The 23,350-nt window shown below is 62.9% G+C and carries 17 protein-coding genes; all 17 read left to right on the forward strand.

What is annotated here, in order from left to right; genetic code table 11:
• The coding region (locus B5F88_RS20660) for a hypothetical protein (protein ID WP_162612159.1) at positions 1-1,961 on the forward strand (1,961 nt) is incomplete at its 5' end.
• A 24-nt stretch (positions 1,962-1,985) separates the two neighbouring features.
• Positions 1,986-2,711, forward strand: coding sequence for a LysM peptidoglycan-binding domain-containing protein (locus B5F88_RS10265; protein ID WP_087345382.1), 726 nt, complete (start codon positions 1,986-1,988; stop codon positions 2,709-2,711).
• 31 nt (positions 2,712-2,742) lie between these two features.
• Positions 2,743-3,837, forward strand: a complete 1,095-nt coding sequence (locus B5F88_RS10270) for a phage late control D family protein (RefSeq protein ID WP_087345385.1) — start codon at positions 2,743-2,745, stop codon at positions 3,835-3,837.
• Positions 3,837-4,616 carry a phage baseplate assembly protein V gene (locus B5F88_RS10275; RefSeq protein ID WP_087345389.1) on the forward strand — a complete coding sequence of 260 codons (780 nt, stop codon included), beginning with the start codon at positions 3,837-3,839 and terminating at the stop codon, positions 4,614-4,616. The genes B5F88_RS10270 and B5F88_RS10275 overlap by 1 nt, the downstream gene beginning before the upstream one ends.
• A gap of 34 nt (positions 4,617-4,650) precedes the next feature.
• Positions 4,651-5,070 carry a GPW/gp25 family protein gene (locus B5F88_RS10280; RefSeq protein WP_087345392.1) on the forward strand — a complete coding sequence of 140 codons (420 nt, stop codon included), beginning with the start codon at positions 4,651-4,653 and terminating at the stop codon, positions 5,068-5,070.
• On the forward strand, positions 5,067-7,985 hold the full coding sequence (locus B5F88_RS10285) for a baseplate J/gp47 family protein (protein WP_087345395.1): 2,919 nt from the start codon (positions 5,067-5,069) through the stop codon (positions 7,983-7,985). The genes B5F88_RS10280 and B5F88_RS10285 overlap by 4 nt, the downstream gene beginning before the upstream one ends.
• Before the next feature lie 38 nt (positions 7,986-8,023).
• Positions 8,024-10,099: a putative baseplate assembly protein gene (locus B5F88_RS10290; RefSeq protein WP_087345398.1), complete on the forward strand. Its 2,076-nt coding sequence runs from the start codon at positions 8,024-8,026 to the stop codon at positions 10,097-10,099.
• A 36-nt stretch (positions 10,100-10,135) separates the two neighbouring features.
• Positions 10,136-11,242, forward strand: coding sequence for a hypothetical protein (locus B5F88_RS10295; RefSeq protein ID WP_087345401.1), 1,107 nt, complete (start codon positions 10,136-10,138; stop codon positions 11,240-11,242).
• On the forward strand, positions 11,235-13,013 hold the full coding sequence (locus tag B5F88_RS10300; protein ID WP_087345404.1) for a hypothetical protein: 1,779 nt from the start codon (positions 11,235-11,237) through the stop codon (positions 13,011-13,013). Before B5F88_RS10295 ends, B5F88_RS10300 begins: the two co-directional genes overlap by 8 nt.
• 37 nt (positions 13,014-13,050) lie before the next feature.
• Positions 13,051-13,782, forward strand: coding sequence for a hypothetical protein (locus B5F88_RS10305; RefSeq protein WP_087345407.1), 732 nt, complete (start codon positions 13,051-13,053; stop codon positions 13,780-13,782).
• Between the two features lie 6 nt (positions 13,783-13,788).
• Positions 13,789-16,416, forward strand: a complete 2,628-nt coding sequence (locus B5F88_RS10310; RefSeq protein WP_087345410.1) for a hypothetical protein — start codon at positions 13,789-13,791, stop codon at positions 16,414-16,416.
• Positions 16,417-16,460: 44 nt separating this feature from the next.
• Positions 16,461-16,862, forward strand: coding sequence for a hypothetical protein (locus B5F88_RS10315; RefSeq protein ID WP_087345413.1), 402 nt, complete (start codon positions 16,461-16,463; stop codon positions 16,860-16,862).
• 31 nt (positions 16,863-16,893) lie between these two features.
• Complete coding sequence (locus B5F88_RS10320) at positions 16,894-19,413, forward strand: TolC family protein (RefSeq protein ID WP_087345416.1); 2,520 nt, start codon at positions 16,894-16,896, stop codon at positions 19,411-19,413.
• A 21-nt stretch (positions 19,414-19,434) separates the two neighbouring features.
• Entirely contained in the window at positions 19,435-20,025 is a 591-nt protein-coding gene (locus tag B5F88_RS10325; protein WP_087345419.1) for a DUF4255 domain-containing protein, read from the forward strand.
• Complete coding sequence (locus B5F88_RS10330; protein ID WP_087345422.1) at positions 20,022-20,750, forward strand: hypothetical protein; 729 nt, start codon at positions 20,022-20,024, stop codon at positions 20,748-20,750. Before B5F88_RS10325 ends, B5F88_RS10330 begins: the two co-directional genes overlap by 4 nt.
• 13 nt (positions 20,751-20,763) lie before the next feature.
• Complete coding sequence (locus tag B5F88_RS10335; protein ID WP_087345425.1) at positions 20,764-21,150, forward strand: DUF4280 domain-containing protein; 387 nt, start codon at positions 20,764-20,766, stop codon at positions 21,148-21,150.
• 29 nt (positions 21,151-21,179) lie between these two features.
• Entirely contained in the window at positions 21,180-23,327 is a 2,148-nt protein-coding gene (locus B5F88_RS21375) for an ATP-binding protein (protein WP_162612160.1), read from the forward strand.
• The last annotated feature ends 23 nt before the right edge of the window (positions 23,328-23,350 follow it).

The raw sequence follows: 23,350 nt of genomic DNA on the forward strand, positions 1-23,350 counted from the left end.
TGACACACCGGCAGGAGGAGCAAAGCAGAGAGGCGGCAACTCCGCACACGGCCATGCTCCAGCCTCATTCGGCGCAGCCGCATGCAGAGCCGGGCCAGAGGGTAACCGCCCGGGACATCCGAATTGCCATTCCGGAGTCCGGGGAACAGGCGACCCAGCCGGAGCAGCGATTGGGGAAACTTCTCCCCAGCGAGGAACTGACACACCGGCAGGAGGAGCAAAGCAGAGATACGGCAACTCCGCCTAGGGCCATGATCCAGCCTGTCCCGGTGCAGCCGCATACAGAGCCGGGCCAGAAGGTGACCGCCCGGGACATTCGGACTGTCATTCCGGAGTCCGGGGAACAGGCGACCCAGCCGGAGCAGCGAATGGGAGAACTTCTCCCCGGTGAGGAGCTGACACACCGGCAGGAGGAGCAGGGCGGTGAGACGCCAACTCCGCCCACGGCCATGACCCACCCTCATTCGGCGCAGCCGCACGGGGAGCTTGGCCAGCAGGTAACCGCCCGGGACATCCGAACGGTTATTCCGGAGACCGGGGAGCCGGTAACCCAGCCGGAGCAGCGAATGGGAGAACTTCTCCCCGGTGAGGAGCTGACACACCGGCAGGAGGAGCCGGGCAGAGAGGAGGCAACTCCGCCCACGGCCATGCTCCAGCCTCATTCGGCGCAGCCGCATGTGGAGCCAGGCCAGAAAGTGACTGCCCGAGACATCCGGACAGTGCCTTCTAACTCCGGCGAACAGATAGTCCGTCTGGAGCAGCGTCAAGTAGAATTCCCTTCTGATATAGAGTTGGCTCACCGAGCGGAGGAGCAGAAGGACGAAGCCACACAGGCGGCAGCGCAAAGTCAGCCGCATACAGCCAAAGAGATACACAGCGCAGCCGGTGCCGGCGTTACCGCGCAAGAGAACCGGCAATATAAGCGTAAAGTGAAAGGACTTTCCAGTCTGGAGACAGATAGCCAAAAAGAGAAAGAAACCAACCAGACGGAGCAAATATCCGAGGTAAGCGGAAGTGCGGGAAAAACCCAACCGACGACTGCCCGGGATATTCGTACGGCGGTGATCGGCTTTGCTGGTCGGGAAGGAAACCGAGAGCGGAGTAAAGTGAAAGCACTTTCCGGCGATGAACTGATCCATCGGCTGGAAGGGCAGAGTGAGGAGTACCTCCAGCCTTCCGTGGCAAGCCGTACAATGGAAACGCAACTCGCACAAGGAACTTTGTCCGGTGAGGAATTGACCCTCAAGACAGAGCAGAGTACTGCGGCACCGCCGCCAGCGGAGGCTTTTGAGCGCGCAACAGTGGGACAACAGGTTTCTGTGGGCAAACCGATTGCCGGCACGCTGCAGGGAGACATTCGGATCGGGCAGCGCCTGATGGGAAGGAGCAATCTGCTACCTGAAACCGGCAACAGAAGGGACATCCCATCCGCAGCCGTTCCAAGCGTGGCGCTGGAGTATGGGACGCATGTACAGGGCCAGCAGGGAGAGCAGCCGCCGGTACCAGCCCAGAACGATGCGCGGCGGGCGGGCAATACCGCCAACCAGCAGCCCCTGGAGCTGACCTACAGCCCCGGCCAGCAGGCCGTCAGCCAGGTCCAGCCGCCTGTCCAGCCCCAAGCTCCCCAGCCTCCGGAAGAATCGGATTCCGTCCGCAGCCTGCCTGACTGGGCCAGGCGCTTTTTGCGGGATAGCTGGACCGCTGCTCCGGCTGCCCAGGAGATTGGAGTGGCCAGACAGATTGCCACGCTGCCGGAGCAGAGCACGGAAATGGTAGAGTGGTCGGCGCCCAACTACAAGCCAAATGTTCCGCTGGAGCACCGGGAAAAGCGAAAAGAGGAGCGGCCCCAGAAGCCTCAGCAGATCCACCTCAGCGAGGCGGAGATCCAGCGGGCCGCGGACAGAGTTTATCGGATCCTGGAGGACCGTATCCGGGAGGAGCGCATCCGTCTGGGTTTCTGATTGTGATAAGGAGGGGAAAAGGCCGTGTACGTAGGCATCCCGAATCCAAACTTTATTGTACCTCTGGATAAGATGACCATTGAACCGGAGGGAAAGAGCAAATTCAAGGTGCTGTATAACCCGGAGAGCTATACCCAGAGCCGGAGTGTGCGCTATGCCGAGGCAAACGGCGTGTCCACCAACACGCCAGTGGTGCAGTTTGCAGGCGGTACTATGGAGATTCTGGAATTCCGCCTCTTTTTTGACAGCATGTCCGCCGGCACGGAGGTGGGCGGAAATCTGCTGGATCAGGCAAAATTTGCGGCCAACAGCCTGCTTCCTACCCTTGGTAAGATGGTTGATGTACGCAACTACACCAAAAAGGTGTACAGTTTGATGGAGATTGACCCGGACAAACACGTGCCGCCTCTGGTGAAGCTGGAGTGGTCCTCCCTCCAGTTCAAGGGCCATCTGATTTCCTGTAAGCAGAACTTTGTCCGCTTCAGTGAGCATGGGATTCCGCTGCGGGCCTGGCTGGACTGTACGTTCCAGGAGTTTGTGGCGCCGCTGAAGGCCAATCTGCCCCGGCCGCTGGAGTCGCCTGACACCACCAAGTACCGCACGGTCCATCAGGGTGATTCCCTGTGGTCCATGTCGGCCAAGGAATATGGGCAGCCGGAGCAGTGGCGTGCCATTGCCAACGCCAATGGTCTGGCCAATCCCAGAATGCTGCGCACCGGATCCCGGCTGGTTCTGCCGGCGCTGAAATAACAGACCGTTCCACCGGAGGAGAGAACAGGCGATGGATAAAAGCACCTATACCTTTCAGGCATTGAGTGAAAAATATGAAGATTTCCGCGGTCCCGCCTTCACGATCCTGGTGGATAACAAGGAACTGAACAGCACGGAAATGCCTATTGTCCGGCTGGAGGTCAAGCTGAGCGAGAGCATGATCAGCAGCTGTACTTTCAGCGTGGAGAGCCTTTACGACAGTGAAAAGTCCAAGTGGATCAACAATCTGGAGGAGACCATCAAAGTGGGCGCCAAGCTGGAGGTCTCCGGGGGCTATACCAAGCAGGAGAAGCTCTTCTATGGCTTTGTGTTTGAGTACAATCTGGAGCACAGCCGGGACAAGCCGCCCCGTCTGGTGGTAAAGGGCATGGACGGCCTGGCCTTTCTGACCAACTGCTACGAGCCCATTTATCACGGCAACAAGAGGCCCAAGGCGGTGGTGGAGGAGATCTTCTTCAAGGCGGTCCGGGCGGGCTATGCCAAGAGTACCCAGGTGGACAACATGGAAAATCTGGTCACACCCCTGGTAAAGGAAGTGACCAGCGACTACAACTACCTGCGAAAGCTGTCCCAGATGTATAACCTGAGCCTGCTGGCGGTGCGGGGAGAGCTCTATTTCGGCGACCTGATCAGCAACTCCACGGCGCTGATCTCCCTGACTCTGGGGGCTGGGCTGCTGGACTTCCGAAAGCGCATCAGCCTCCATACCCAGCTGGGCAAAGTAGAAGTCCGTGGCAAGGATATCAACCAAAAGCGCATTGTGGGGTCGGCGGACAAGGTTACCGTGGGTGATACGAAAAAGAAATGGGCGGCGCAAATAGCCCCAGCCTATAAAAACGTGGTGGCCCGGGAGTACAATGAGTGTGTCCGCACCGAGGCGGAGTGTACCAGAATGGCCCAGTGCCGACTCAACGCCCAGGCCATGGAGTTTGTCAAGGGCGAAGGGAGATGCGTAGGTATCCCGGAGCTGATTCCCGGCCGCTACATCAATATCAAGGGCATGGACGATATGACAGTGGGCAGCTACTACATGGATTCCGTCACCCATACTTTTAGCCGGGAGGGCTATTACACCGACTTCACCGTAAAGGGGGCTAGGGTCTGATGAGTATTTGGGAAGAGCTGCATGGAGGCGTGGGAGCCTTTCAGCAGGACGACGAAATGCGCAGGACTGGCCTCTATCTGGCGGTGGTGACCAACGTCAACGACGAGGAGAAGCTCAACCGGGTGAAGTGCATTCCCATTGAGAACGACGAGCAGGAGGAGACCGACTGGTGCTACGTGATGGCGCCTCTGGGGGGTAAGGGCTGCGGTCAGTTCTTTTTCCCCAGCGTCAACGACCTGGTGGTGCTGGCCTATCTGGGGGGCGACCCCCGGCGGCCCATGGTACTGGGGGCCTACTGGAATACCGAGGTCACCCCGCCCTATCAGATCACGGAGGGCAAGGTACACAACTATACCATCAAAACCCCCAGCGGCAGCGAGCTGCTGTTTTACGACGAGCCGGACAAACAGAAGGTGACCCTCACCCTGCCCTCCGGCACAATACTGTCCATTGACGACGAAAAGCAGGCGGTGGCTCTTCAGGATAAGAGCGGCGAGAACGCGCTGACCATGGACCTGAAGGGGGGCAACCTGGAGCTCAAGGCCAAAAACAAGCTGACGCTGTCGGCGGGGAGTACCTCCGTGGTGCTGGAGGCCTCGGGTAATATGACCCAGAAGGCCAGCGGCAAGGTAGCCATAGAGGCAGCGACCATAGAGGAAAAGGGAAGCGCCAAGGTGGCCGTCCAGGGGGTGACGGTGGAGGTAAAGGCAGACGCATCCCTGAATATGCAGGCCTCCGGGGTTACCGCCGTCAAGGGAGGCATGGTGAATATCAATTGAGGAACAAGACCGCAGCTGGAGAGGAGGGGAGCGGGTGAACGGAAAAGAATTTCTGGGGCGCGGACTGAAGTTCCCGCTCCAGGTGGACCCCAAGACAGGAAAGCTGGCCATGGTGGACCAGGAGGAGGACATCAAGGAGGCCATCGGTATTATTTTGCGCACCGGCCGGGGAGAGCGTGTCATGCGGCCGGAATTTGGCGCCAATACCATGGACTACGCCTTTATGCCGGTCTCCAGCTCCACAACCAACGCCATCGCCCATGAGCTGCGGCTGGTGCTGCTGGAGCAGGAGCCCCGCATCCGGGATGTGGAGATCCGCTGCGAAGATCTGAATCAGCGCAACGGCTCGGTGGTCATCTATGTGAGCTATACGGTGCGCAGCACCAATAACCGATACAATCACGTCTATCCCTTCTATCAGACAGAGGGGTCGGAAGGGGGCGGCGCGGAATGAAACAGCCGGTTCTGGACCCCAGAAGTCGGGAAGATATTATGGCCCAGCTGGCCAGCCATGCCAGCTCCTATACGCCGGAATGGCGATATGAGGGGGCGGCCGACGACCCCGGCTCCGCCCTGGCGGAGCTGTTCGGCGATATGTTCTACCAGACGGTGGACCGGATGAATTCGGTCCCCGGCAAGCTTCACACTGAATTTCTCAATCTCACCGGCTTTCGGATGCCGGATCCGGTGCCCGCAACCGGCCTGCTCCAGTTTACCGCCAACGACACGGTGGAGGAGCCGGTGCCTGTTCCTGAGGGAACTCAGGTATTTACCGAGGACGAGAACCGGGAGCACGTGGTTTATGAGACAGACCGGCGGATCGAGTCCACCCCAGCCAGCCTGCAGGCGCTGTTCTATGTGGACCCCCGGGAGGAAGTCATCCAGCAGCTGGACCTGGACCGGCCCCAGCCCTTCTTTTCCCCCACTGGAGGGGAAAATCTCCAACACCACCGCTTTACCCTGAGCCAGGACGATGTGCTGTCCCTGGCCGGCCCCTGTCAGGTGGAGGTGGAGCTGCGCCAGGAGGGCGGACATCTGGCCAGTGAGACCGCGGCCCGGCTGGCCGATTCCAGCCTGGGCCGGTGGAGCTTTTGGTCCAATGGAACGGAGGTGCCCTTTTCTGCTGTCCGGGCCGAGGGCAACCGGATCATCCTGACCTGGGAGGGCAAGGACGCCTTTGAGCCGGACCGGGAGGGGCATTATACCATTTCCTGCACCGGCAGCTTCGGCAGCGGCCGGATCGTGCTGGATGGGATCAAGCTGCGCAGCCAGCCTGCGGGCCGGCTGGCGCTGGATGGGGTGTCCAACGGGGATATTCCGCTTGAGCTGGAGGAAGGGGGCTACTGCTTCGGCCGCCGGCCCACCCCCTACAGCATGTGCTATTTCCGCTCCGACCAGGTCTTCCGCAAGCGGGGCGCCCGGGTGAACCTGCACCTGGAGGTGGCGCCCATCATCACCAACCTGGCGGACCAGGCGCCCCATTATCAGTTCAATCAGCGGATCATCGATAAACGGGACGCGGTGGTGATCACCCCTGACGACGTATACGTGTCCCAGGTGGTATGGGAGTATTACAATGGCACAGGCTGGCGGCCGCTGACGGTGTCCGGCAACCGGAACCCCTTTTCCTGCAAGCAGGAGGGGCCGCTGGAAGTGGTGTTTGAGATTCCTGCCGACCTGGAGCGGAGCGAGGTCAACGCGGAGGAGGGCTACTTTATCCGGGCCCGGGTGATCCATGTGGAGAACCAGTTCTCCATGAACCCCCGATGGGTGGTGCCCTTCCTGAAAGGGGCGGACTGCGCCTGGGACTATTCCGAGGGCCTGCCAGTGGATCGCTGCCGGGGGGAGAACAATGGGGATACGGTCCAGATGGAGGCTGTCGCCCAGGTGAGCCGGCTGGAATTCTCCGCCCTGGTGGGCATGGAGGAGCACCCCCGGTCCATGTATTTCTGCTTCGACCGTTCGCCCCACGCCATGCCGCTGTCCATCTATTTTGATGTGGCCGGGCGGGTCAAGCTGGAGGATAAGCTGCGCTTTGAGGCCTGGACCGGGGAGCGGTTTGAGCCGGTGCGCACCGTGGATCTGACCCGCAATCTGCTCCATCCCGGCGTGATGCTGCTTTATCTGCCAAAGTCTCTGCCCACCCACAGCCGGTTCGGAATGGAAGGCTGCTGGCTGCGGCTTTCCCGCAGCTCCTACCTGGAAAACAGCGGAGGCTGGCCCAGGGTGAACGCCGTCCGGCTGAACATGGTGGAGGCGGTCCAGCGGCAGCGGGCGGAGGAACAGATTTTCTCCGCCGGCATCTATGAGGCCAACAAGCTTCTGTCCCTCCTGCGCCGTCCCATCCTGGACTGTCAGGTGTGGGTGGATGAGGCGCAGGCCCTGGCGGTGGCCGATGCGGAGGCCCTGGCGGCGGCCATGCCCCGGCAGGTGGAGCTGGAGTGGGACGACCGGGTGCTCGCCCACTGCTGGGTGCGCTGGGAGCGCCGGGACGAGCTGGCGCTGGCCGGGCCGGAGGAGCGTTGTTACAGTCTGGACCCCTATGCTGGAACCGTGACCTTTGGCAACGGCATCCACGGTCGGGTCCCGCCGGAGGGCGAGAACAACCTGCGGGTTCGCTACTGCTACGGCGGCGGCAGCTGGGGCAACCGGCCCGCCGGCGCGGTGCGGCAGCTTATCGGTGCCCTGCCCCGGATCAGCCGGGTGGAGAATGTGACTCCCATGAGCGGAGGCACCGACCGCTTTTCGCCGGAAAAGGCGGAGCGCATCGGAAACAAGCGCCTGCGCCACCGGGGTAAAGCCGCCGGTGTGCGGGATTTTGAGGAGATTATTGCCCAGGACTTTCCCCAGGCCAGGCATGTAAAGTGTTTTCCCGGCCGGGACAGCGCCGGGGCGTATGCCCCCGGCCACGTCAGTGTGGTAGTGGAGGGGAACGACCTGGACAGCCGCCGGGTAACCGACGATTTGTGCCAGCGGATCTACGAGACCCTGTCCCAACAGTGCGACTGTGTCATGGTAGCGGAGGGACGGCTCCACGTGGTGGGCTCCACAGTTATTACGGTGAACAGTACCATCACTGTGGAGATGGAGGACCTGGACCAGAGCGCGGTGACCCAGCAGGAGATTGCCCGGCGGCTGGAGGAGCTGATCAATGGCCGCTGGCGGGAGCGGGATATCGGCAGCCAGCTGCGCATCGCCCAGGTATGGCAGACGGTGCGGGATACCCCCAACGTGCGCCTGGTGCGGGGCATTCTGCTGGAGGGCCGGTTTGACGAGGCGGGCGTCCAGCGGGTGGTACCCCTGGAGAAGGACGACGCCTTCCCGTACGCCACGGTAAAAAGCGGCCTTCACCTGGTACAGGTGGAGTGAGAGTCTGATAGAAGAAACGGAAAAGGAGGCCAAAACCTGTGCTGAACGCCCGCAATCTGGACGACCAGACCTATGAACAGATCGTGAGGACGGCGGAGGGCCGGCTTCCCTGGCTGTGTCCGGCCTGGACGGACCACAATGCCCACGATCCGGGCATTACCATCCTGGAGCTGATGGCGTGGTACAAGGAAATGCAGCAGTACCACATGAACCAGTTTACCGACGAGCTGCGGTGCAAGCTGCTCAAGCTGGTGGGGATCAGCCGCCGTCCGGCGGCCCCGGCCCGGTGCGCGCTGGAGCTGGGGGAGGACTGCCCCGCCCGTCTGGCGGGGAGTACCCTGAGTACCCGGGAGGGGATCCCCTTTGAGCTGGCCGAGGCTCTGCCGGAGCGTCGGCCGGTGATCGCCCGGGTACAGGTTGCCCAGGGGAACCGGCTGGTGGACGTGGGGGAGGTGCTGGGAGACCGGCACATTACCTTCCAGCCCTTTGCCGGGGAGGGAGAAACCCCGGCGACGCTGCGCATCGGCTTTTCCCAGATCGGGGAGGGGGCGCTGCGGCTGTGGTTTGATGTGGCCCCCCCGGCCGGTGTGCCCCGTAACCCCTTTGCTGACCCAGGGCAGACCCCTCGGGTTATCTCCTGGCAGTGTGAGGGGGCGGCGGGCACCAAACTGGTGGAGGATGAGACCCACGCCCTCAGCGTCAGCGGCTATGTGACCCTTCAGGCGGAGGGCGTGTGGCCCGTGGGAGCGGAAGGCCTCCACTGGCTGGTCCTTACCCTGACCGATCCCGGATGTGAGGAGAGCGTGCGGCTGTCCGGCCTGTCGGCCCGGCGGTGGCCCGCCCTTCAGCAGGAGACCTGGGCCAAAAGCCACTGGTTCCGGGCGGAAGGTGAGGAAAATTGGTCGGTCTGCCTGCAGGATGCCCAGGCGATGGAGAGCGAGCTGGCGGTATTTATCCGCACGGCGGACTGCTGGACCCAGACCGGAAAATGGGTGGCGGCCGCCACCACGCAGGGACGGCTGCTCCAGCTGGATACCACCGAGGCGGTGCAGGACGGCGCGGACAACGTGCTGGTGATCAGCCTGAACGCCGCCTACAGTGAGCAGCTGCTGTTTGACGCCAAGGGCCTGCCCGGCGAGACGATTTTCCTGAATCTGGAGGGGCGGACGGCTCTGACCCAGTCTTTTGCGCTGCTGTGCAACACCCTGGACCGGGATGGACAGGTCCGGCCCACCATATGGCGGTGGGTGGAGGACTTTTACGCCTGCGGTCCCAGAGACCGGGTGTTTACGTATGATCCCCAGCGGGAGACCATCACCTTCGGCGACGGCGAGCACGGTGCGCTGCTGTGCCGGGGGGAGGGGGCGGTGCTGGTGGCCGACCTGACGCTGAGCTACGGTGCGGGGGGCAACATCCCCGCCGGGCGGGACAATCTGGCCTTTTCCGACGGCGGACTGCGGGTGCCCAACCACGCCGCCGCCGGCGGCGCGGACCGGGAGACCCCAGCCCAGGCTCAGGCCAGGCTGCTCCAGATGCTCAATACCACCCGTAAGTGCGTGTCCGCCGCCGACTATGAGCGGCTGGCCAAGGAGACCCCGGGCCTGCGGGTGGCGGCGGCCAAAGCCCTGCCTGCCTATGATCCGGACGAGCCCGCCGGGGTGAGCCGGATGCCCACCGTGACGGTGGTGGTGGTGCCAGACGGCGGCGGGGAGCGGCCCCTGCCCGACCGGCGGTTCCTGGATGCGGTCCAGGGACAGCTGGACGGGGTGCGTCCCATCGGCACCCAGGTAAAGGTAGTGCCGCCGGTCTATGTGGATCTTTCTGTGCGCCTCACCCTGCGGGGCGGCGAGGACAGCGTAGAGGATATTCTGACCCAGCGGGTGCGGGCCTATCTGGAGCAGGCGGGAATTGGCGGCGGACTCCGGGCGGCGGATGTGGCCGCCCTGGCGCAGAGCGCCCCCGGCGTGCTTCAGGTCCGGGAGGTGGACCTGCGCGCACCCAGTCCGGGCTGTTATCAAAATTCTGACGGGGATATCCGGCTGCCCCGGCGGGCGATCCCCCGCCTGAAGGAACTGCGGGTGGAATGCCTGCCGGTGGAGCGGACGCTCCGCTGAGATTAAACCCTGTCAAAGAAGGAGTGTGGAGGCAACATGGAGCCGATCCAGGCGCAGATGGTTTTTTGCTGTGCGGAACAGTGGCTGGGCGGGCGATTCCACCAGATAGAGCTCTGGGGAGACGGCCTGCGGCTGGACGCGGCACGCTTCTCTGCCGGTCTTTACTGCACGGCGGCAGTGGACAGCGGGGAGAACGGCTTCTCCTGGGAGCGGGTGGTGGTGGAGGCTGACCTTCCGCCGGACACCGCCCTGCGGGTGTATGCCTACGCCTCCGATACCAGACAATGGGGGGACTGGGCTGATCTGGACCAGGGGCTCCGGTCTCTGGAGGGGGACCCCGCTTTGGCGCTGCGGGCCGTCTTTGGCCCGCCGGTGGCCCAGCAGGGGGACTGCCTGCTCCATAAGACGGGGCGGTACCTGTGGCTGATGCTGGAGCTGGCGGCCACGGGGACCCAGTCTCCGGTGATCCGCACCCTCCGGCTGCAGATGCGGGGGGATCATATGGTGGACTACCTGCCCGCCATATATCAGGGGGAGGACTTCACCCGGCGGTTCCTCTCCGTGTTCAACAGCATGTATGCCGATATGGAGCGGGCCATCGACGCCCTGCCCGGGCAGATGGACTATGAGCACGCCGGGGGAGATATGCTGCGTACCCTGGCCTCCTGGGTGTGTGTGAACCAGGGGGGCAGCGACGAGCGGCTGCGGGAGCGTATCCGCACCGCCCTGTCCGACTATGAGGACCGGTATACGGTAGAGGGGGTGCGGCGAAGCGTCCGCAGGCTCACCGGCCGGGATCCCATCCTTATCGAGCATTTTCAGGTGTCCCCCAACCGGCCGGACTGCCGGAACCCGGAGCTCTACCGGCGGCTGTACGGGGAGGACCCCTACCGCTTTTTCGTGCTGCTGCCCGAGGACACCTTCTCCAGCCAGCGGGAGCGGGAGCAGTTCCAGCAGGACATGGAGGAGGTCATCCCGGCGGGGATGAGCATGCAGATGATCCAGATCAAGCCCTGCGTCCAGCTGGATTGGCATACCTATCTGGGGATCAACTCCCGGGTGGGCGGCTATATACCTGCGGCCATTGACGAGCAGGTGACCATTCATTACGATACCACGATCGGAGGAGCCAACCATGAATAACGCCAATTATTTCCCCTTTGAGCGCAACCGGTACTTTTACGGCAAGCTGCTCACCGTCCGGGACTTTGAGGTGGAACAGCGGTACCACTGCACCAAGCGGGCGCTGCTCAACCGGCTGGTCCATGGCGCCGGCGTGGTATGCGGCCTGGGGGTAACCGCCAGCGACGAATCCACCCTGATGATCGAGAGCGGCATGGCCCTGGATTACCAGGGCCGGGAGATCGTGGTGCCTGAGACCCTGTTCCGCAAGCTGCAGATGCTGGAGGGACAGGAGACTCTGACGGGCAGCAAGGACGCCTATCTCTGCCTCACCTATGCCGAAGAGGACGTGGAGCCGGTGAACGCCACCGGAGCTGAGGTGGGCGCCCAGCGGCAATTTGACCTGACCCGGGAGGGCTACCGCCTGTTCCTGACCCCGGAGCCCCCCGCCTACCAGAGTCTGCTGGAGGCCGCCGGACGGGAAAACGTATCGGTGCTCTACCAGAGCGAGGACCTGATCCTGGTGCTCTCTCTGCCCTCCGTACTGTGTGCCGGGGAGGAATTCCAGGCCCAGATGCTGGTGGTGAAGCATGAAAAGACGCCGCCGGTGCAGTTTTCTCTGGAGGGCGAAAACAGCTTTGTGGAGAGCGAAAACGGCCGGGTCCGTCTGGAGTACCGGGAGAGCCGGGAGGAGCAGCGGTGCGTGTACACCGTGGAATTCCCCATGCGTGCCAAGGCCCTCAGCGATGTGGACAGCCAGCTGTTTCCCAACGGCTGCGAGCTCAACGTGGAGCTGGGCAGCCACCACTATAAGAACTATCTGACGGTGGAAACCGCCGTCCGGTTGTGCCGGGACGGGGAGTCCGCCCGGCTCCGCCGCCGCCAGATGGACGATCTCTCCCGCCACCTGCGGGGCCGGGATGTACCGCTGTATCTGGCCAAGCTGGAGCTGATCCACTCCGCCGGCGGGGTATTTGTGGGCACGGTGACCAATCTGCCCTTCCAGCAGCAGGTGGCCGGCGAGGGTGAGAGCAAGGGCGGCGGCGCTGGAGAGCTGACCGTGACCACCTCGGTGCGCAGTCTGGAGTATTGGCAGAAGCCGGACGTGAAGGCGGTGTACCAGCCCTCCACCGGCGGGCTGCACCTGAATTTCGGCATTCCCTCCCCGGAGCAGTACGATTACGCGGTGGCCCACGGTACGGTGGAGCTGACCCTGCCCGGCGGTATCCGGGTGAACAGCCGGGTATTCTCCGAGGAGATTGCCCACGGCCTGGGAAGCGGTGCGGTGGATGTGCGCCTGAGCCTAGAGTTTGCCGACGGGACCACCGGCGAGACTGCCCTGCTGTGCGGCAACAGCGAGGTGTTCAAATCCAAGACCCTGAAGATCGCGCCCCCCTGGGCGGAGGCGGCGGCAGTGGTGTATCCGGAGCGGGGCACCATGCGCATCGGCCTGTGGATCCACGACACGATTGACGGCAATCTGGTGCGGGTCCACTACTTTGCCCAGAAGCCGGAGCGGGACACCAGCCGCATCCTGTCCCAGCGGCGGGTGAGCCTGACGGTGACACCGGAGTTCTCCCGGCTGAGCCGCCGGGGCAAGCTGCAGTTCCAGGCGGACGTGGTGGGCTCCGAGGACAAGAGCGTGGTCTGGAGCGTACGGGAGGAGAACGGCGGGGCCATCGACCGCAACGGGCTCTATCAGGCCCCCGAGCTGCCCGGCACCTACGAAATTGTGGCTGTGGCCGGAGCGGACGAGACGGTGAGCGCCAGCGCCTTTGTCATTGTGGAATAAGGCGTGAGGCTGAATTTAAGGGAGAGGAGGGGACTTTGTGGAGGCCATGCTGGTGCGGGAGCGCTATAAAATAGTTCGGGTGTCGGATGTACGGGAAAATTACGCCTTTGCCGAGGCGGTGGACATTCTGGACCGGGAAAAGAGCGGCTGCCTGCTGAATCTGTATGAAGGACCTCTCCTGCGGGCGTATCTGCACTGCTTTGATCAGATGGCCGCCTGTCCCGCCTTTCTGGGGATCTTTCTGGAGGGGGAGAGTTTGGTAACGGTGTTTCAGGACTGCACTGGGACACCCATTGACCAGGTGTTTTACCGGGGTGACAAACACGACTGGCAGACCAGGCTGGAGTACGCCGAGAAGCTGTTTCACCAGGCCCTGAATATGGCGGATCTGCCCCCGGAGGTGAGCTGCGCGGTCTTTTTGTCGGAAAATCTGTTGGTAGACGAGAAAAACCGGGAGCTGCGCCTGCGGTACCATGTGCTCCCCCTGGAGGGCATGAATCCCAGGGAGTTGGTCTACCTGACCTGCGACCAGGTGAAGAAGATCCTGCTGTCCCGCTTCTCATCCCCCCGGGCGGAGCTGGAATTTCTGGATGAACTGGATCGGGGGACCTGTCTCAATGTGGTGCAGCTTTACGCCCTGTGGCGGGAGCGGAGCCAGGAAATACAGACAGCCTATGAGAAGCTGTATCGTAAGAATTTCTTCTGGCGCTGGTGTACCTTGGTGTGGGGGCGCATCAGGTGGTATGCCGCCCGCCGGAAGCGGAGGTAAGGAAACATGATAGGACTGAAAAAACTGGGCGTCTTTGTGGTGCTTCTGGTCCTGCTGGGAGGCGGGGCCGCCCTGCTGTTCTGGGACGTGGGCGGGGAGTGCCTGTCCACGCTCCGAACGGGGAAGGCCCAGGTGGACTATTTGATGACTGCCTCCGACGCGGAGGGGGGCATTTACGCCCTTTGCCGTACTGAGGAAGGATATGCGCTGGTGCTTGGTGATCAGAACGGCCGGCGGACGGCTCGGTGGGAGCTGACCGCCGAGGGGCTGCCTGCCCAGAGCACGCCCTCCGTGCTCTATCCGGCTGCCGGCGGCGCGGTCTATCTGGGTCTGTACAACACGGAGGAGGAGACCGCCCACCTCCAGCTCTACCGCCTCACAGAGCGGGGACGGTCGGCGGAGCTGCTGCTGGACCGGGCCTGTACTGGAACAAGTCTGCAGGAGCAGATGGCCAGCGTGCGTCTGTCCGCCTTTTCCCAGGTGGACAATGTGGTGACCTTCGCCGTACTGGAGGGTAATACCGCATCCTTCTATCAGCGGACCAGCGCTGACAGCGGGCTGGAGCAGCTGCAGCAGGTGACTCAGCCAGGGCTTCAGGCTGCCACCGCCCTCTCGGACGGCTCCCTGGTGCTGGCTACCAGGGACAGCCTGCTGCGCACGGATCGGGAGGCCGTTTCCCTGACCAATGGGGAAAATATCATACAGATTACCCAGGCTGGCACAGGCGTTTATTACGTGGATGGTGCCAGTCTTAAGGTGTTTTATGCGGATTTTGCCGATTGGAAGCCCTATAACTTCCTGGACCTGGAAAAAGAGGACTATGACCTGGATGACTGCACCGATCTGTGGGTGACCCGGGACGGGGACGTACTTTTGCTGATGGAGGGGAACACCCTGCTGCTGGACCGGGGGAGCACGGTATCCGACCTGAGCGGGATGCTGTGTCGCCCGGCGGCCCAGTGTGTGCTGATTCTGGGCGGCATAGCCCTGGGTGTGCTGGCGCTGACCATGCTGCTGTGGTTTGTGGTGTGTGAGCAGCGTCAGTTCCGGCTGCCCCTGCTGGTGCGGTGGGGCGTGCTGTTCGGGGCGGTGGCTCTGCTGGGTACCGCCATTCTGGTGCGGGGAGTGATCCGCCCTGCCAGCCAGCAGATGGCGCAGCGGGAGGCTGCCGCTTTGCTGGGCACGGCGGCAGTGCAGGCCAGCCAGAGCCACGATGGGCAGGAGGCAGGCGACCTGCCCCAGCTGTTGGGCGACAGCCTGGCGGCGGTCCAGGGCGGGCTCTACCGGGATGCCGCAGCGGCGTTGTATGAGCGGGATGAAGCCGGTGTTTGGACACTGGTGGCAGATAACGCCGGCGGCATGGCGGGTAGCCGGGCGGAACTGTGGGCCGGGTTTGATTGGGCTCTGGCGGAACAGGCCCGGACAGCGGGTTCCGCCTTCTGGAGCTGTACCCAGGGGGGTGAGACCCATTACATCCTCTATCAGATGGTGGGTGACCAGCTGTTGGCGGTGGATGTAAACGGTACCGGGCTGCTGGCTGCCAGCTGGACCGGCTGTCAGTGGATGGTGCGGGGCCTGGCGGCCCTGGCCGTATTGCTCACTGCCCTGGCCCTGGCGATTTTGTGCTGGATCACCATCGGCTTGCGCCGCTCCCTCCACGGGATGGAGCGGCTGGCGGCGGGAGAGCGGGACATCTGTGTTGTCCAGGGCGGCGGTGACGAGCTGACCAGTCTGACGGAGGATGTGAACGCCCTGTCCGGCGCGCTGCAGGCGGTGGACCGGCAGCAAAATGAGCTGGCCCAGTCCTACCGGAGGTTTGTCCCGGAGCGGGTGCTCTCTCTGCTTGGCAAGACCAGCATCCTGGAGGTGGATAAGCAGACCTTTGTGGCCCGGGATCTGGCCACCATGATGCTTACCTTTCAGTTCCCGCCCCAGGTATATGAAAAGAGCGGCCGGGAGCTCTTTGACAATCTGAACGAGATCATTGAGCGCACCGCCTCCATCGTCACCCAAAAGGGAGGCGCGGTGTTCAACTTCGCCTACAACGGCTACGACTCTGTTTTCGAGGAGGGCAGTGCCGCGGCGGTAAGCACGGCCGTGGCCATCCAGCAGGAGGTACTGGACATCAACCGGGAGCGGGAGCTCTCCGGCCGCCCCCCTGTGGTGGTGCGCATTGCCCTGGATGAGGGCAGCGTGATGATGGGCGTGGTGGGAGACGAGAATCAGATTGAGCCCACCTCCATCTCCTCCAGTTTCTCCGTGGTCAAGCATCTGGTGGAGCTGTGCGGCCGGCTGGAGGCCAACATCCTGTGTACCGAGTCGGTGATCGACGGCGTGAAAGGTTACGGCAGCCGCTATATAGGCAAATGTATGGAGAGCGGCCAGGCCATCCGCACCTATGAGATTTTTGACGGAGACGCCTATGAAATCCGCAAGGTGAAGGAGACCACCGGCGGTCAGTTCTCCCAGGGTGTGTACGCCCTGTACAGCCGGGACTTTGCCCAGGCCAAACGTATTTTCCTCAGCCTGGTCCATCACAACACCGGCGACGGGGGAGCCCGCTACTATCTGTATCTGGCGGACCGGCTGGAAAAACGGCCGGAGGAGGAGATCAGTCTGGATTCCGGCCTGTGACCGGCGGCAGGAACGCCGGCGGGCCAACCTAGGAGGAGCGCGCTATGGGCACGACACAATTTGACATCATAACCGATCAGGTGCAGGCGGCCGCCCACAATGCGGCGGCAGGCGCCGCCAGCCGCCTGCGGCGGGATACCAGCCTGGTCAACCAGGCCCATCGGTTTACCGGGCGGGCTTTTCAGGCCGGAGAGGAGGCTCTGCGGCGCGGAGTCCGCTGGGCCGGCGGGCAGGGCGCCCCTAACGACGGTTTTGTGGAGACACCCTCCCAGCCCCAGCAGCCGGCGGCAGATGGCTATGTGCGCCGTTCCCCGGTGCAGCCGGTCTATCGGGCAAAGAATTATTACCGCCGGCTGCTGCTGCGGGCTGCCGGGCTTGTGGCACTGGCGGCGGTAGCCTGTGTGGCCGTCTATCTGCTTCTTCAGCTGGGTATATTTGGACGCTGAGTCCGTGAGATAAGACATAGGGGGACTTCCTTTGCTGAGCCAACTGCTGAGACAACTGTTTAACTCTTTCGGGATATTCTTCCGCACTATCCGGGCCTTCTTTACCCGGAAGCTGACGGGGGCCTGGGCCGGTCTGCGCCGGGTCACCAACGTCTCCCGGCAGGCCACCAAGGTGGCCACCAGCGCCTTTGAGGGGGCGGCCGCGGCGATCCAGAAGCCGACCAAGCGGGAGGACTATATCGAAACCCGCCGGCTGTTTATCTCCAAATCCTTTCTGATCATGCTGGCCATTGGGGTAGTGCTGCTGGGATTGCTGATCTATTTTGTGGTGTGGCCTTTTCTGCTCAGCCGGTTTTTCACCGCCCGGTTCTATCAGGGGGACGAGCAGCTGGCCAACTGGTCCGGCCGGGTGATCGTGTATTATGACGAGGCCAAGGAGCACCCCATGTACAGCGGTACCCTGACAGACGGCGTACTGCAGGGAAAGGGAAAGGAATACGACGAGGACGGCCTGCTGATCTATGAGGGTCAGTTTGTGGACGGCGTATATGAAGGAGACGGCAATCTTTACGAGGCAGGCGCGCTGGTCTACTCCGGAGCTTTTTCCGGCGGGCTGGCCAACGGCATGGGCACCGCCTATTCCGATGGATTCAAATGCTATGACGGGGCCTTCGTGGAGGGCCTTTATCAGGGCGAAGGTACGGAATATTACCCCGACGGCACGGTGAAATACAGGGGCTCCTTCGCAGCCGGACTATACGAGGGTACCGGCACCTCCTATTATGAAAACGGAGAACGCGCTTACGTGGGCGACTTTGCCGCCGGCCTGCGGGAGGGAGAGGGCACCGAGTACGCCGAGGACGGCAGCCTCCTTTATAAGGGTTCCTTTGCCGCCGGCCTGTACGAGGGCACCGGCAGCCGTTACCTGGAAAACGGCGATAGGATCCAGGCGGAATTTGTGGCGGGAACTACCAGCGGAGAGATTCAGTGGTATCGGGACGGAAAACTGTGGTATAATGGCGGAGCGGCGGAACTGGCCCCCGACGGGTTCGGCACACTGTACAGCGACAGCGGCAAGGCCATCTATGCCGGAGAGTTTGACCAGGGCGCCCTGGATGGGGCCTGGCTGCTCACCCTCACCGCCCAGGATCTGCGTTCCGCCTTTGGAGAGGCCACGCTCACCGAGACCGACGGCGACGGCGGTTTCCGCATCGTCAATGAAGAGCTGGGCCTGTGGGCGTTGTGCAGCTACCAGCAGGGAGAGGATGAGCCCCAGGTCTATGAGCTCTGGTTCCAGCCTCAGACTGGAAGCTCTGCTACCGCGCTGCTGCCCTGGGAGAACGCCGAAGCATTCGACCAGTGGGCCCTGGTAGGCCATGAGTCCACCACCCAGACCGAGAAGCTGGAGGGCAGTGCCCAGTATGCCGACGGCACAGTGGAGGGCAACTGGTGGCTGCACCGATACATCTATGAGGAATACACCTGCACCGGGCTGAGCCGGGGAGAGGCCGAGGCGCCCAAACAGCTCCACTGGGTACGTACCGGCGAAATGCCTGTCGGCGGGGCGGGCGGCGGGGACGACGCCCTGGCCCAGTCCCAGGAGCGGCTGGATGAGCTGCTGACCGCGCTGGATGGCATCGGCGGCGGCTCCGGCGGCGGCAGCGCCGCCAGTCAGGGGGAGACGGATCGGATGCTGGGGCTGATGCTCAGCGCTCAGGACGGCCAGGACCTGATTGACGCCCTGACAGACTACTATGTCTACAGTGAAATGTGCGGGGTGCTGGAGGGGAGCCGTACCCTTCTGCAGCAGCGGCTGGAAGAGGAGCAGCTCCTGTTGAGCCGGGGCTCCGGCAGCCAGGAGACGGTGGATTCCCTTACCAGCCGGCTGGAGGATCTGGACCGCCTGCTCACCCAGTATGCCGCCAGCGCCGAGCAGGGCCGCCTGACCGGGCAGAGCCTGAGCAAGCTGAATCCCAGTGACTATGACGTACAGGCGGTGCTGCTTACGTTCGACCCGGTAGAGCTGGATGCCGGTGCGCTGTACGACGCCGCCCTGGAGTATGCCACCGCAGTGGCCGCCCAGCGGTATGAGGTGGACACCGCCCAGCTGGAGTTGGAGGTCAAGACGGCGGTGATTGACCTGAACCTGGCCTATGAGGATATCCGCTCCGCTCAGAAGGCGGTGGAGCAGGCCAGAACCGCCCTGGACGAGGCCACAGCGGCCTACGCCAAGGGTACGGTGACCAAGGCCGAGCTGTACGAGGCTCAGTGTGCCCTGAATCAGGCGGCGGCCGATCTGCTGCTGGCCACCGGCGCCTTTACCCATCAGGCCAACGCCCTGAATACCCTGTCGGGCGGCTGGCTGGCCCAGGAGCAGGACTGGATGGCGGATACCTTCCAGGTGCTGTTCCAGGGGGAGATCCGCCGGGGCGAGGAGGCCGCAGCGGACCTGGAGGCCCAGCGGCAGGAGCAGGAGGACCAGGCAAGCCAGGCAATTCAAGAGGAGGCAGCCCAGAGCGCCGCGCCCTCCGCCAGCCCGGCCCAGCGTTGAGAAACAGGAAGGAGCGCGCATATGGCAGACTATACCGCTCTGGTGGAGGCGGGCAACGCTCTGGTGGAGATGCTCCGGGACAATCTGACCCCGGAACCCATCGCCAACCGGGAGCTGATTTCCCTGTGCTCCCCGCATGAGAGTGAAAACAACCAGCTGACCCTCTACCTCTATCAGGTGGAGGAGGATACCCAGGGAGGGCAAAGCGGTTACTACCGGGTCAGCGAGAATGTGGAGCGGATGCGGCCCACCCAGTACAACATCCGCTTTCTGGTCACCGCTCACTCCAAGGCGCCCGCCCAGCTGAAAGAGGCCGACCAGTACCGGATGATCGGGGCGGCGCTCCAGGTGTTGAAAGACCACCCGGTTATTGATTCCCAGTATCTGGGCGGTTCCCTGGCGGAACAGAACGCCACCATCCGGGTGGTGCTGGAGAAGACGCCCCAGGACCAGCTGCTGAAGATCTGGAACAACACCTCTACCGCTTATAAGCTGTCCTTTGTGGTGCTGCTGTCGGGCATTGAGATCGACTCCCGGAAGGAGCGCCGGTTCACCCGGGTTACCGATGTGTCTATCTCCACCGAGCAGATGCAGAGAGGGGGAGGGGCATGATCTCCATTCATGCCAGCGCCGTCTGCCGGGTGGTGGACGGCTATACCGGAAAGCCTCTGGAGGGTTCCGCGCTGAGCTGCACACTGGATGGCGTGTCCTGCCGTCCCGTTGCCAAACAAGGGGGCTATCTGGTACTGCTCAACCTGTCGCCCGGCCGGCACCGGCTGGCCCTGTGCTGCAGGGGATATCAGGAGGAATGGGTGGAGTTCCAGGCTGACGGGGGGACCCGAGAGCTGGATATTACCATGAAGCCGGGGGCCGGTTATCCCTTCCGGCAGACCATTACCCGGCTGGAGCTGATGGTGGAGGCGGCGGGACACTCCGCCGCCGGACGGCAGCTCTGGCTGGCCCCCTCCGGCCTGTTTGAGCTGAAGCTGGCCCAGACCAAGGCGGAGGCGGGAGAGGAGCAGCTGCGGCTCTACTGCAAGGGCCCGGAGGAGACGGCCCCCATGGGCGCCTATCTGATTGTGGACGGAACAAACAGTGAGATTGTGGGTCTGCGGTCTTTTGCGCGGGAGATGGGCACGCTCACCACGCCCCTCCGCCACACCCACAGCCGGGGCAAGCTGCTGCTGCCCGCCCAGCGGTATCACACCGGGGCGGACGGAAAGCTGGCGGCGGTGTTCCGGGCGGCCTGCACCGTAGAGGTGTATGCCGAGGAGGCCGGCCTTTTGGCCAGCCTGAAGCTGGAGGAAGGGGAGAATCGGCAGACCATCCCCCTCTGAAAGGAGAACGACTATGGCAAATCCAATGGTTCAAACGGCGCAGTGTACCTGTTCTTTTGGTATGACTCCGGCTATGATGATGGTGACCAGTCAGATGACGGTCACTATGGGCGGTATGCCGGCGGCCACCATTATGGACGGGGCGCCCATGAGCAATATCCCAACCTTTGGTATGTGTACCAATCCGGCCAATCCGGCGGTGGCGGCGGCCACGGCAGCGGCGCTGGGGACGCCTACGCCGGCCCCCTGCCTGCCTGCCACGGTGAGCTGGGTGCCCGGCTGTCCCACCATAATGGTGTGCGGCAAGCCGCTGCTGAATAACAACAGCAGGCTGATATGCAGCTATGGCGGGGTGATCCAGCCCCTGATGACGCCCGCCATCACTGTCACCACCCCCTGAGTACCAGCGTGGCAGGAAGGAGGAGCGCCATGGAGGAATACGACCTGCGGGACGTAGCCTATGAGCGGATGAGCCGGGGATACGAAAGCCAGTGGGAGCTGATGGACGATCTGTTTGCCTGGCTGGACCTGCGGATTTATTTCTTTTATCAGCACCACCAATGGCTTGGCCCCAAAAATGATATGCGCAACATGCTGGGTTTGGTGGTCAGCCGGGAGGAGTTTGAGCATAATCTGGTGAAGGCGGCCCAGCTGGGACTGAACGCCCAGCTGGAGGGAGGCGAGGCGGCCCAGCTGGAGGCATCCCACAGCACGATCCAGGCCCGCCTGAGCCGGACAGAGCAGGAATTTCCCTTAAATCAGCTGCTCCGCCGGTGCGCTTTGGACGAGTTTGAGGCCAACTGTGTGGTGTTGGCCTATGCCGGGGTGCTGGACAAGAAATATGAGAAACTCTTTGCCTATCTGCAGGATGACATTACCAAAAAAGCCCCCACCACGTCTCTGGCGGTACAGCTCTTTCTCCCGCTGGAGCATACCATGGAGGAGTACCTCTCCCGCTTCTCCCGCCGGGACGCCTTTACCGCCCTGTTTGATGGGGAGCGGCTGACGGCGGGACAGCTGGTGCTGCGCCCCTCGGTGCTGGAGTTTCTCAGCACCGGGACGGTGGCTCCGCTCCCCGGCCTGCGGCTCTTTGACGGGGCGGCGGAGCGGCCCGGTGGCCCTCTGGTCATCGGCCAGGAGCTGGCCCGGCAGCTGGATTTGCTGTTCGGGGAGCCGGGGGAGCAGGTGATCTGCCTGTCCGGCGGCCCGGGGGCGGGCAAACGCTTTCAGGTAGAGCACCTGATGGCCCGCACAGGCCGGCGGTGCGTGTTTGCCTCCCTGGACTGCGACCAGCAGGAGGAGCGGGCCCGGGAGGCCGTGCTGATCGCCCGCCTCACCGGGGCCTGTTTGTGCTGTACCCACATGGAGCGGCAGGATTCCGAGGACAGACAGCAGCCGCCGGAGGAAAAGCTCCTACAGGCTATTCTGGGGCTGGAGCTGCCTGGAGAAAAGGTGTTTTTCCTCTCTCAGCTGCCCATCCGGGCCCAGCTGAGCCGGCTGTCCATCGAACTGGAGGTGCCCGCCACTACGGAAGAGGAGCGGATGGCCCTGTTCCGGGCGTTCCTGGGGGAGACCTCGTTGGAGGACGGACTGACGGTGGAGGAGCTGGCCTCCAAGTTCCGCTTTTCTCCCCGTCAGGTAGAGCTGGCCTGCCGCCAGGCGGTGGGTCAGGCCGGATTGGACGGCCGGACCACGGTAACCAGCCGGGAGATGCACCAGTGCTGTTACCGCCAGGTGGTCCATAAGCTGGGAGATTTGGCCAGCCGGGTGCGCCCCGCCTTTGGCTGGGACGATGTGGTGATGCCCCAGGAGCAGAAGCGGCTGCTCCAGCACGCCTGCAGCCACATCAAATTTCAGCACAAGGTATATTACGATTGGGGCTTTGACAAGAAGATCACCTATGGCCGGGGCCTGTCCATTCTGTTTGCCGGAGCCCCCGGTACCGGCAAGACCATGTGCGCTCAGGTCATTGCCAACGAGCTGAATATGGAGATGTACAAAATCAACATCTCCCAGATTGTCAGCAAGTACATCGGCGAGACGGAAAAAAACCTCCAGGCGGTGTTTAACGAGGCCAAGCGGTCCAACTGCGTGCTGTTTTTCGACGAGTGCGACGCCATTTTCGGCAAACGCAGCGAAGTAAAGGACGCCCACGACCGCAACGCCAATGTGGAGGTGGCCTACCTGCTCCAGCAGGTGGAGGAGCACGACGGGGTTTGTATCATGGCCACCAACCTGATCGGCAACATCGACGCGGCCTTTATGCGCCGCATTACCTATGTGGTCCATTTTCCCTTTCCGGACGCGGCCATGCGGGAGGAGATCTACCGCCGCACCATGCCCCCTCAGGCGCCGGTGTCCGACGACGTGGACTGGACGTTCCTGGCGGAAAAATTTCAGCTCTCCGGCGGACATATCAAAAATATCGTCCTCTCCGCCGCCTTTCTGGCGGCTCTGGAAAATCAACCCATCGGCATGGCCCACCTGCTGCGGGCGGCTGTGGGTGAGATGAAGAAAAATGAAATTGTGGTGGTCCGGGAGGAATTGCGGGAATACGCAGACCTGCTGGATGAATAGAGACAACATATCATTAGGAGGAA

It is taken from the genome of Flavonifractor sp. An306, assembly GCF_002159455.1.
In the GTDB taxonomy this organism is placed as follows: Bacteria; Bacillota; Clostridia; order Oscillospirales; family Oscillospiraceae; genus Flavonifractor.

Excerpts from the sequence above, each read along its gene's own strand:
- B5F88_RS10300 (WP_087345404.1), top strand. The coding sequence starts at position 11,235 with ATGAATAACGCCAATTATTTCCCCTTTGAGCGCAACCGGTACTTTTAC.
- B5F88_RS10295 (WP_087345401.1), top strand. The coding sequence starts at position 10,136 with ATGGAGCCGATCCAGGCGCAGATGGTTTTTTGCTGTGCGGAACAGTGG.
- B5F88_RS10270 (WP_087345385.1), top strand. The coding sequence starts at position 2,743 with ATGGATAAAAGCACCTATACCTTTCAGGCATTGAGTGAAAAATATGAA.
- B5F88_RS10315 (WP_087345413.1), top strand. The coding sequence starts at position 16,461 with ATGGGCACGACACAATTTGACATCATAACCGATCAGGTGCAGGCGGCC.
- B5F88_RS10330 (WP_087345422.1), top strand. The coding sequence starts at position 20,022 with ATGATCTCCATTCATGCCAGCGCCGTCTGCCGGGTGGTGGACGGCTAT.
- B5F88_RS10335 (WP_087345425.1), top strand. The coding sequence starts at position 20,764 with ATGGCAAATCCAATGGTTCAAACGGCGCAGTGTACCTGTTCTTTTGGT.
- B5F88_RS10310 (WP_087345410.1), top strand. The coding sequence starts at position 13,789 with ATGATAGGACTGAAAAAACTGGGCGTCTTTGTGGTGCTTCTGGTCCTG.
- B5F88_RS21375 (WP_162612160.1), top strand. The coding sequence starts at position 21,180 with ATGGAGGAATACGACCTGCGGGACGTAGCCTATGAGCGGATGAGCCGG.
- B5F88_RS10275 (WP_087345389.1), top strand. The coding sequence starts at position 3,837 with ATGAGTATTTGGGAAGAGCTGCATGGAGGCGTGGGAGCCTTTCAGCAG.
- B5F88_RS10285 (WP_087345395.1), top strand. The coding sequence starts at position 5,067 with ATGAAACAGCCGGTTCTGGACCCCAGAAGTCGGGAAGATATTATGGCC.
- B5F88_RS10325 (WP_087345419.1), top strand. The coding sequence starts at position 19,435 with ATGGCAGACTATACCGCTCTGGTGGAGGCGGGCAACGCTCTGGTGGAG.